Origin of the sequence: Streptomyces sp. PA03-1a (assembly GCF_033792805.1) — a bacterium.
Taxonomy (GTDB): Bacteria; Actinomycetota; Actinomycetes; order Streptomycetales; family Streptomycetaceae; genus Actinacidiphila.
Window position 1 is genome coordinate 23388 of record NZ_JARAVO010000092.1, and the last position, 9980, is coordinate 33367.

Sequence of the window (9980 nt, forward strand, 5' to 3'; positions counted from 1 at the left end):
AGGGCCGGCCGGACCGCCGGACCGGGGTGGAGCAGGAGCGGTACGGGGGCGCGCAGGGGTGGTGCGGAGGCGGTGCGTGCGGTGTCGCGGGTGCTCGTCCGTATCCCCTCGGTACCCACCGCGCGCGTTCGCTACCGCCGCGCCACGGCTTTGGCGATCCGGCGCGCGTCGATGGCCATTTCGCGGAACATGCCGCTGATGGGATTGGTGAAGCCGGTGAAGTACAGACCGGGAGCGTTCTTCGGGCTGCGGCCGCCGTGCCGCACGGGCCGGCCCCGCTCGTCCAGCACGTCGAGGTGACCGACGAGCGGTTCCAGGCCGCGCCGGTAGCCGGTGGCCGCGACCACCGCGTCCGGGGTGATCCGCGTGCCGTCGGCGAGCAGCACCTCGCGCCCGTCGAAGCCCTCGACGGCGGCGACGGGCTCCACCTTCCCCGACCGGACGGCGTCGATGATGCCGACGTCCTGGACGGGGATGGAGCCCTCCCGCACCCGCGAGTAGAGCCCGTTGTCCGGGCGGGGCAGTCCGTACGCGGACAGGTCCGGCACGGAGACGCGCTCCACGTAGGGCGCGATCTTGTCGACCAGCTTCGTGGGGAGGCGGCGGACCATGATCCCGGTGCGCTGCGCGGGCCACCCGGCGGTGGAGCGGCGCATGATGTGTGGGGGCGTCCGCACCGCCAGCCGGACGCGGGCCGCGCCGGACTCGGCGAGGTCGACGGCGATCTCGGCGCCGGTGTTGCCCACGCCCACGACCAGGACGTCCCGGCCCTCGTAGGGCCGGCCGTTGCGGTAGCGGGAGGCGTGCAGCAGCTCTCCGTCGAAGGTGTCGCGCCCGGGCCAGTCCGGAAGGTGCGGCGAGTGGTTGTATCCGGTGGCGACGACGACGCTGCGCGCGGTCAGCCGGCGCCCGCCGGTGGCCGGGAGCACCCAGCCCGCCGCCGGGTCCCCGGCGGGCTCGATCCGCCCCACCTCTATGCCGGTGGCGACGTCCAGCCCGTGGAACTCGGCGTACTGCTCCAGGTAGCGGACGACGTCGTCGCGGCCCACCCAGCGGCCGTACGACCGGGGTATCCCGAGGCCCGGGAGCGCGGACAGGCGTCTGGTCGTGTGCAGCCGCAGCCGGTCGTAGTGGCCGCGCCAGGAGGCGCCCACCGCGTCCGACCGCTCGACGACCAGGGTGCGCACGCCCCGGTGCCGCAGCGACGCCGCGACGGCGAGACCGCCGGGACCGGCGCCGACGACGATGGCGTCCGGCGCCGCCGTGTTCGGTAGGCGGGTGGCGGCGGATGCGGAGGTGCCGGCGGATGCCGAGGTGTCGGTCATGGCTGCTCCCGTGCCTGCAGGGTGAGGGTCACTCCGGAAGGTAGCGCGCTTTCGCCCCGGCACCTTGCGGAGGTGCGACCGCATCCGGTCAACTGACATACCGTCAGATTCCTTGTCCCGGGGAGGCACACGATGCAGACGATCTGGCTGACCGGCGCCGAATGGCTCGCCGTCCTGCGCATCGGCCTCGGGCTGTGGTGGCTGGAGAGCTGGCGCCACAAGGACAAGAAGGGCTGGTTCGAGCAGGGCACCGGCATCGCCTGGGCCGCCGACGTCGCCGCGAAGCACCGCTGGACCTTCGTCCAGGGCGGATTCACCGCGGTCGTCGCGCCCCGCCCCAAGGTGATGGCCTATGTCGTCGTCCACGCCGAACTGGCCGTCGGGCTCGGTCTCACCGCCGGGCTGCTGACACCGGTCGCGCTGGCCGGCGGCATCGTCCTCAACCTGCTCTACCTCATCCTCATGATCCACGACTGGGCGGAGCAGGGGCAGAACGCCATGATGATCCTCGCCTCCGTCGTCCTCCTCTTCGCCATGGGCTGGCAGACCTGGTCCCTCGACAGGGTCTGGGGGCTCTTCCTGTGACCGGCCTGCCCGAGCCCGACGCCTTCACGCGCACCTACTGGAACGCCGCCGCCGAGGGCCGGCTGCTGATCCGCCGGTGCCTGGCCACGGGCTGCGGCGCCGCCCACCACTACCCCCGGGAGTTCTGCCCGCACTGCTGGAGCGAGGAGGTCGTCTGGGAGCAGGCCGCGGGCCACGCCACCCTCTACACCTGGTCCGTGGTGCACGCCAACGACCTCCGGCCGTTCGCCGGACGGGTCCCCTACGTCGCCGCCGTCGTCGACCTCGCCGAGGGGCCGCGCATGATGACGGAGGTCGTCGGCTGCGCCCACGACGCGCTGTGCGTCGGGATGGACCTGCGCGTCTGCTTCCGCCCCGCGGCCGCAGGCGGGGAGATCGCGATCCCCGTCTTCCGCCCGGCCCGGGCGGCACCGCCTCCTTTGCTTGAATGAGGGCGTGCTGAGGCCGGTGGAGTTGGAAGCGTACGGACTGCTGCTCAGGCCCTGGGAGGAGACGTCCGGCGACCTCGACGCGGCACTGCGCGGCCTCGCGGACCCGGACTTCCGCCGCTGGAACACCGCGCACGCCCCCGAGCCCGACGAAGCCGGGGTGCGGGCGTTCCTGCGGCGCCGGCGCGACGGCTGGGGGGCCGGCGACCTCGCGTCGTTCGCCGTCACCGAGGCCGGTGTGGTGCTCGGCCAGGCCGGGCTAGGGATGATCGACCACACCATGCGCGGTGCACGCGTCAGCTACTGGATGCTCCCCGAGGCCCGTGGGCGCGGCGTCGCCACCCGGGCCCTGGAGGCGGTCACTCGGTGGGCCTTCCGCGATCTCGGCCTGCACCGGCTGGAGCTGGGCCACGCCGTCGGCAACGAGCCCTCCTGCGGTGTCGCGCGGCGCTGCGGTTACGTCCTCGAAGGGGTCCTGCGCGAGGCGGTCGTCGACCTGTCCGGCGCCCTTCGGGACGTCCACCTGCACAGCCGCCTGGCGACCGACCCACGTCCCTGACTCCGGCGACCGCACGGAGATTTGCCGTGCCTTGGGGGAATCTTGTGCCGATCGGGACAAGTGCTTTCCCGATCACCGTGTGCGGGTTGGCTAGGGTGCGATCCGCCCCTCGCGCGCCGCGGACCCGTACGCCGGTGCATCCGCGGGCCGCACAGCCGCCGCACGCGTGCCGCACGCCGTGCCGGACGCGCGCGCCGTGCCGGGGGCCTCAGCAGTCCTGCCAGGCGCACCCGGTGCGGTGCGTCCCGTGTCGTGAATGGGGTGGGGATGTCCGGTCACCGGATGTCGAAGAAGCGTCGCTACATCGCCTGGGCGGTGGCGGCGGCCGCGGTGCTCGTGGGTGCTGGTGTCGCGGCGGGGGCCTCGATGGCGACCACGGTGTCGCGCCCGGCCCCGAAGGTCTACACGGGGCGGGCGTTCGACACCTGCACGGCGCCCTCCGCGTCGGCGATGAAGGCGTGGCACAACGGGTTCTACGGTGCGGCGGCGGTGTACGTCGGCGGCAAGAACCGGGGGTGCGCGCAGCCGAACCTGACCGCGTCCTGGGTCAAGTCGGTCAGCGCCACGGGCTGGAAGCTGATCCCCCTCTACGTGGGCGCGCAGCCGCCGTGCCAGACCAGCCGCAACCCGGAGAGGCTGACCGCCTCCTCTGCGGCCTCGCTGGGCGCGGCGGACGGCGCGGACGCGGTGGCCAAGGCGTCGGCGCTGGGGATGAAGGCCGGCAGCCCGGTGTACCTGGACATGGAGTCGTACGACGTCACCAACACCTCGTGCAACAACGCGGTGCTCGCGTACGTCCGGGCGTGGGACAAGGCCGTGCACGCCAAGGGCTACTGGGCCGGCTTCTACGGCTTCCGCAGCTCCAGCGCGAAGGCCGTCGCCACGGCGACCAACCGCACCGACCTGCCGGACGTCCTCTGGTACGCGCTGTGGGACGAGCACAAGACCACGACCACGGACTGGCCGTTCTCCGCGTCGCTGTGGACCGGGCACCGCCGCGGCCACCAGTACATGGTCAACAGCAAGGAGACCCGCGGCGGTCACACCATCACCGTGGACCGCAGCGACTGGGACGCCCCGGTCGCCGTCACCGGCTGACGCCCGAGGGGGCGGTGGAGCCCCGGCGGGGCGGAGGGAGGCGGGTCAAGGGCCCGTGACCCTCAGTCCCGCCCCAGCACCACCGTCCCCGAGGAGCAGAACCAGCCGCCCGTCCCCGAGGCCACGGCCAGCTCCGGCAGCGCCCCACCGGGCTTGCGCACCTGGCGCTCGCCCGCCTCCCCCCGCAGCTGCCGTACCGCCTCGACGAGCAGGAACAGTCCCCGCATGCCGGGATGGCAGGCGGACAGCCCGCCGCCGTCGGTGTTGACCGGCAGGGGCGACGCGGCCACGAAGGGCCCGCCCTCGCCCTTGGCGCAGAAGCCGAGGTCCTCCAGCGTGACCAGGGTCATGTAGGTGAAGGCGTCGTAGATCTCGGCGAGGTCCATCTCGTCAGGGGTGACGCCCGCGCGGGAGAAGGCCAGCCGCCCCGAGACCGCGGCGGGGGAGACCGTGAAGTCGTCCCACTGCGACATCGTGGCGTGCGAGACGGCGGTGCCGGAGCCGAGCACCCACACCGGGGGCGGCGCCGCGTCCCGCGCGTACTCCGCGGCGGCCAGGAGCACCGCGCAGCCGCCGTCGGAGCGGATGCAGCAGTGCAGTTTGGTGAACGGGTCGGCGATCACCGGCCCGGACAGGACGTCGTCGACGGTGATCGGTGTGCGGTACATCGCGTCGGGGTTGCGGGCCGCGTTCGCCCGGGCCCGGACGGCGACGGTGGCGAGCTGCTCGGCGGTGGTGCCGTACTGGTGCATGTGGCGGCGGGCGGCCATCGCGTACTTGGCGATCAGCGTGTGCCCGTAGGGGGCCTCGAACTGCAGGGGCCCGCGCGTCCCGAAGGACAGGTTGGCGGTGCGCCGCCCGGCCTTGAGGTCGGCACGGGCGGTGGAGCCGTAGACCAGGAGCACGACGTCGGCGTGCCCGGCGGCGATCGCGTCGGCGGCGTGCGCGGCCATGACCTCCCAGGTCGCGCCTCCGACGGAGGTCGAGTCGACCCAGCGCGGCCGCAGTCCGAGGTACTCGGCGACCTCGACCGGCGCGAGCGTGCCGAGCCCGGCCGAGGCGAAGCCGTCGACGGCCGACCGTGGCAGCCCGCTGTCGGCGAGCGCGCGGCGCGCCGCCTGGGCGTGGAGCGCGTAGGGGGTGGCGTCGTCGACCCTGCCGCCGTCGGACAACGCGACGCCGAGGACGGCGACTTCACGGCCGTTGCGAGTACTCTGACCCTGAGCCATGAATCTGACGGTACATCAGATTTGGGGTTTCCGGACGCCGCCGGATCCCCCGAGGTGGGAGGAGAGCTCGCCGTGGACGCCGCCTTCACCGAGGAGCAGGAAGAGATCCGCCGCACCCTGCGCGAACTGCTCCGCAAACGCTGCGGACCGGACGAGGTGAAGTCCGCCGCCCGCACCCCCGAGGGCCACGACGGCGCCTTGTGGCGGCTGCTGGCGCGGTCGCTGGGGCTGCCAGGCCTCGCCCTGCCCGTCGCGTACGGGGGCTCCGGCTGCGGCCCAACGGAACTGGTGCTGGCCTGCGAGGAGACCGGCCGGGCGCTGCTGCCCTCACCGCTGCTGGGCACGACCGTGCTCACCGCCCCCCTGGTCGAGGCGCTCGGCACCGACACCCAGCGCCGTGCCCTTTTGCCGCGCCTCGCCTCCGGGGAGCCCGCGGCCCTTGCCGCACCCCTGGTCGCCCTCGGCCTCACCGGCCCCAACACCGGTGACTGGGCGGGCGGCGGCCGCGCGGGGGGCGTGCAGGCCCGCCGGGCGGACGGGGTCTGGCGGCTGTACGGGCAGGCGGACCAGGTGCTCGGGGGCCCCGGCGCCGGGCTGCTGCTGGTGGCCGCCCATACGGGTGGCTACGCCCGCAGCCGGATCCGGCTCTTCCTCGTCCCCGGCGACGCCCCGGGCCTGGTCCGCAGGCGGCTGACCGCCCTGGACGAGACCCGCCCGCAGGCCCGCGTCGAACTGCGCGACGTCCCCGCCGAGCCCCTGGGCGGGGAGGAAGCGGTCGATCCGCGCCCCGCGCTCGCCCGTACGGGTGCCCTGGCCGCCGCCGCACTGGCCGCGGAAGCCGTCGGGGCGGCCTCCCAGGCGCTCGCGGGGACCTTGGAGTACGTCGGGGTCAGGGAGCAGTTCGGACGGCCCGTGGGCTCCTTCCAGGCCGTCAAGCACCGTCTCGCCGACCTGTACGTCCAGGTCCAGGCCGCCCGCTCGGCCGCCTACTACGCCGCCTGGGCCGTCGGGTGCGCCCCGGAGCAGGCACCGGACGCCGTGGTGGCGGCACCGCTCGCGCTCGCCCAGGGCCTGGAGGCACTGCGCGCCACCGCAGGCCAGGCGGTCCAGTTGCACGGCGGCATCGGCTTCACGTGGGAGCACCACGCGCACCTGTACGTGAAGCGGGCCGCCTCCGACGAGCTGCTCTTCGGCCCCGTGCACGCGCTGCGGGCCCACGCGGCCGAGCGGGCGGGCGTCTTCGCACCCGCGGCCGCGGCGGCGTCCCCACCGACGTCCACACCCACGACCGCGCCCACGACCAAGGGGAGGGCAGCGGCATGAGCGTGCTGCGGACCGCCGTGCAGAAGATGTCGTCGACCCGGGCGTTCGCCAGGGTCGGGCCGCATGTCGTCCCGGCGCTGGACCGGTTCGTGCACCGGGCGACCCGCGGCAGGGTGCTGCTCAGCGCGCGGATGCTGCCCGGGTTGGTGCTCACCGCCACCGGCGCGCGCAGCGGGCTGCCCCGGCGCACCCCGCTGGCCTGCATGCCCGAGGAGGGCGGGACCTTCGTGCTGGTCGGCAGCAACTTCGGGCGCACGGACCACCCGGCGTGGACGGGGAACCTGCTGAAGCACCCCGACGCGGAGGTCAGCTGGCGCGGCCGGGACGTCCCGGTCCGGGCGCAGTTGCTGACGGGCGGGGAGCGCGAGGTGGTCTGGGCGGCGCTGCTGGAGTTCTGGCCGCCGTACGCGACCTACGCGCGGCGCGTGGAGCGGCGGATCCGGTTGTTCCGGCTCGTCCCCGTGGAGCCGGGCGGCGGCGGGGCCGTGGAGCCGTAGGGCCGTGGAGCGGAGCCCCCGGAAAGGACAACGCGGGCGCCTGGGCCGGCAACCTCCCCCGAGGACCGGTCGGCGCCCGCGTCGTTGCAGGCAGGACTTCGACGTGAACGTAGATCAACAATGCCGCCGGAGGCGGGCGTCAGCGCCGCGGCGTCACCGCGTCGGCTTCTTGCCCGTCACACCGAGGTGCACCAGCAGCGAGAGGTTCGGCTTCAGCTCGGCCTGCTTGACGCCCCAGCTCTGGAAGCCCTTCTGGTGCGCGGCGACCGCGGCGAGCATGGCCACGAGGGATCCGGCGACGGCTGCCGGGCTGACATCCTTGTCGACGCGGCCCTTGCCCTGGAGCTCCTTGATCGAGTCGGAAAGGGAGTTGGTGAGGGGGTTGAGGATCTTCATGCGGATCTTGTAGAACCGCTTGTCCCCTTCGGCCGCGCCCAGGTCGACGACGCGCAGGATGGCGTCGTGCTTGCGCCAGAAGGAGAGGAAGCCCTCGACCAGTTCCTCCGCCGCCGTGGCGCCGGACTTGCCGGCCCAGGAGCGGCCGGCGACGAGGTCCGTCAGCGCGGCCCCCTCCTTGGCCATCTCCTCGGCGAGCTCGAGGACGGCGCCCTCGACGTCGGGGAAGTATTGGTAGAACGTTGCGGGGGAGGTACCCGCCATCCGGGCGACGTCGATGACCTTGACGTCCCGGTACGGCGACGTGCTGAGCATTTCGCCGAGGCAGTCGAGCAGCTTCTGCCGCGTCGCCTGTCCCCGGCGCCCTGCCACACGGCCGTCGACGGTGCGAACTTGTCCTGTCATGCCGTCAGTTTACGGGCTGGTGATCAGCGCGCGATTCGGTGCCTGCAAATGGGGAAGGCCATGTGTTCGATTTCTCCTCGGGCGCGGCGGGGGATCCGCCGATAACGTGTCAAGTCAGACACTCCGTCGATCCACGCGAATCCCCACGTGAATCGGGATCGCCAGCCGCATCACCGGACGAATCGAGGACGAGATGGCCGTGCACCCCGACGGCACCCCCTGCTGGGCCGACGCCATGCTCAACGACCTGGAGGCTGGCAAGCGCTTCTACGGCGGACTGCTCGGCTGGACCTTCGGGCGGGGGGAGGAGCAGTACGGCCAGTACACCCAGGCGTACGGCCCGGACGGGAAGAACGTCGCGGCCCTCTCCCCCAAACCGGACGGCCGGATGCCGACGGTGTGGAACCTCTACCTCGCCTCCTCCGACATCCGGGCCACCGCGGGCAGGATCCGTGACTCGGGCGGCCAACTCATCATGGAGCCCATGCCCGTTGGGCCCTTCGGCACGATGCTCATGGCGGCCGACCCGGGCGGCGCGGTGTTCGGGGTGTGGCAGGCCGGCACGCACGGCGGCTTCGAGGCGACCGGCGTCCCCGGCTCCTACATCTGGACCGAGGTCTACACGCGTGAGACCGAGCGGACCGACCCCTTCTACGAGGAGGTCTTCGGCTTCGGCAGCAAGCGGATCGAGGACGAGGCCATCGACTTCCGGATCTTCGTCCCCGAGGGCGAGGAGGTCACCCCCGACAAGGCCGTCCTCGGCCGCTTCCGGATGGGGGAGGGTTTCCCGCAGGAACTGCCCGCCCACTTCGTCGTCTACTTCGCCGTCTCCGACGCCGACCGCGCCGCGGAGGCGGTCGCGCGGCTCGGGGGCCGGGTCACGATGGGTCCGATGGATTCGCCTTTCGGCCGTTTCCTCCTGGCGAGCGACGACCAGGGTGCCCATTTCGCCCTGATCGATCCCGGTACCACGGTCGGTGAGAAGCCGTCCTGAACGCGCGCGGATCCGCAACCGAATCAAAGGTAATCGCGTGTCGACACCGCCCCGGGTTCGCAACTGATACTCATCCCAGGAAGAATCAGGGACGGACCCCGGGATGGGGGGAACCCACGGGGAGGTGGCAGGGCAGTGGTGCAGCAGCTGACGCAGCACGATCCGAGACGGATCGGCCCTTTCGAGGTGCTGGGCAGGCTGGGCGCCGGCGGTATGGGCCTGGTCTATCTCGCCCGCTCGGCGTCCGGCCGGCGCGTGGCGATCAAGACCGTACGGGCGGAGCTCGCCGAGGACCAGTTGTTCCGCGTGCGCTTCGCCCGTGAGGTGGAGGCGGCCCGCGCGGTCAGCGGCTTCTACACGGCGGCGGTCGTCGACGCCGATCCCAGGGCCGCCGTGCCCTGGCTGGCGACGGCCTTCGTGCCGGCGCCCTCGCTCGAGGAGATCGTCAACGAGTCCGGGCCGCTGCCCGTGCAGGCCGTGCGGTGGCTGGCGGCCGGGGTCGCGGAGGCGCTGCAGTCGATCCACGGTGCGGGCCTGGTCCACCGGGACCTGAAGCCCTCCAACGTGCTCGTCGTGGAGGACGGCCCGCGGGTGATCGACTTCGGCATCGCGAGCGGGGTGTCCAACACGCGGCTGACGATGACGAACGTCGCCGTCGGCACGCCCGCGTACATGTCGCCCGAGCAGGCCAAGGACTCGCGCAGCGTCACCGGCTCCAGCGACGTGTTCTCGCTGGGCTCGACGCTGGTCTTCGCCGCGACCGGGCACGCGCCCTTCCACGGGGCGAACCCCGTGGAGACGGTCTTCATGCTGCTCCGGGAGGGCCCGGACCTGTCGGGTCTGCCCGGCGACCTGCGGCCGCTCATCGAGGCGTGCATGCGCATGGAGGCGGACCGCCGGCCGAGTCCGGCGGACCTGCAGGCGCAGTTGGCGCCGCATCTGTTCTCCTCCGCGGGTGACGACACCGGCACGGCCTCCGCGTGGCTGCCGCCCGCGGCGGTGGGCCTGATAGAGGAACGGCGCAGTGGCGGGCGCCCCGGCGCGGGGCCGGGCGCCCCCGGCGGTGGCGCTGGCGCCGGAGCGGCCGGTGGCGGCGGTGCGGGTGCCCCCGTGCCCCCGATGCCCGCACGGCCCCCCGCAC

The 9980-nt window shown here is 73.3% G+C and carries 11 protein-coding genes; 8 read left to right on the forward strand and 3 right to left on the reverse strand.

All coding sequences use genetic code 11. The features are described from left to right. Nucleotides 1-131 precede the first annotated feature (131 nt). Nucleotides 132-1325, reverse strand: coding sequence for a flavin-containing monooxygenase (locus tag PV341_RS21475; protein WP_500358726.1), 1194 nt, complete (start codon nucleotides 1323-1325; stop codon nucleotides 132-134). Nucleotides 1326-1457: 132 nt separating this feature from the next. Here PV341_RS21475 and PV341_RS21480 point away from each other — a divergent pair, with 132 nt between their 5' ends. The 4 genes from PV341_RS21480 (at nucleotide 1458) to PV341_RS21495 (ending at nucleotide 3995) form a co-directional block, all read left to right on the forward strand. After that, nucleotides 1458-1910, forward strand: coding sequence for a DoxX family protein (locus PV341_RS21480; protein WP_500358728.1), 453 nt, complete (start codon nucleotides 1458-1460; stop codon nucleotides 1908-1910). Then, on the forward strand, nucleotides 1907-2341 hold the full coding sequence (locus PV341_RS21485) for a Zn-ribbon domain-containing OB-fold protein (RefSeq protein WP_500330268.1): 435 nt from the start codon (nucleotides 1907-1909) through the stop codon (nucleotides 2339-2341). Before PV341_RS21480 ends, PV341_RS21485 begins: the two co-directional genes overlap by 4 nt. Nucleotides 2342-2345: 4 nt before the next feature. Next, nucleotides 2346-2897 (forward strand): GNAT family N-acetyltransferase, encoded by a 552-nt coding sequence (locus tag PV341_RS21490; protein ID WP_500358730.1) that lies wholly within the window; start codon nucleotides 2346-2348, stop codon nucleotides 2895-2897. 267 nt (nucleotides 2898-3164) lie between these two features. After that, nucleotides 3165-3995, forward strand: coding sequence for a glycoside hydrolase domain-containing protein (locus tag PV341_RS21495; protein ID WP_500358731.1), 831 nt, complete (start codon nucleotides 3165-3167; stop codon nucleotides 3993-3995). A 62-nt stretch (nucleotides 3996-4057) separates the two neighbouring features. Here the strand turns inward: PV341_RS21495 and PV341_RS21500 are convergent, their stop codons facing one another. Beyond that, on the reverse strand, nucleotides 4058-5224 hold the full coding sequence (locus PV341_RS21500) for a thiolase C-terminal domain-containing protein (RefSeq protein ID WP_500330265.1): 1167 nt from the start codon (nucleotides 5222-5224) through the stop codon (nucleotides 4058-4060). A 72-nt stretch (nucleotides 5225-5296) separates the two neighbouring features. Between PV341_RS21500 and PV341_RS21505 the strand changes: the two genes are divergently transcribed. After that, on the forward strand, nucleotides 5297-6547 hold the full coding sequence (locus PV341_RS21505; RefSeq protein ID WP_500358732.1) for an acyl-CoA dehydrogenase family protein: 1251 nt from the start codon (nucleotides 5297-5299) through the stop codon (nucleotides 6545-6547). Further along, nucleotides 6544-7044 (forward strand): nitroreductase/quinone reductase family protein, encoded by a 501-nt coding sequence (locus PV341_RS21510; protein WP_500330263.1) that lies wholly within the window; start codon nucleotides 6544-6546, stop codon nucleotides 7042-7044. Before PV341_RS21505 ends, PV341_RS21510 begins: the two co-directional genes overlap by 4 nt. Before the next feature lie 153 nt (nucleotides 7045-7197). Here PV341_RS21510 and PV341_RS21515 read toward each other — a convergent pair whose 3' ends face one another. Then, nucleotides 7198-7845: a TetR/AcrR family transcriptional regulator gene (locus PV341_RS21515; protein WP_499512412.1), complete on the reverse strand. Its 648-nt coding sequence runs from the start codon at nucleotides 7843-7845 to the stop codon at nucleotides 7198-7200. A gap of 193 nt (nucleotides 7846-8038) precedes the next feature. Here PV341_RS21515 and PV341_RS21520 point away from each other — a divergent pair, with 193 nt between their 5' ends. Then, a complete protein-coding gene (locus PV341_RS21520; protein WP_500330261.1) occupies nucleotides 8039-8839 on the forward strand; it encodes a VOC family protein in 801 nt (266 codons plus the stop codon). A 135-nt stretch (nucleotides 8840-8974) separates the two neighbouring features. Then, nucleotides 8975-9980, forward strand: a 1006-nt coding sequence (locus tag PV341_RS21525; RefSeq protein WP_500358733.1) for a serine/threonine-protein kinase, incomplete at its 3' end; no start/stop codon positions are given.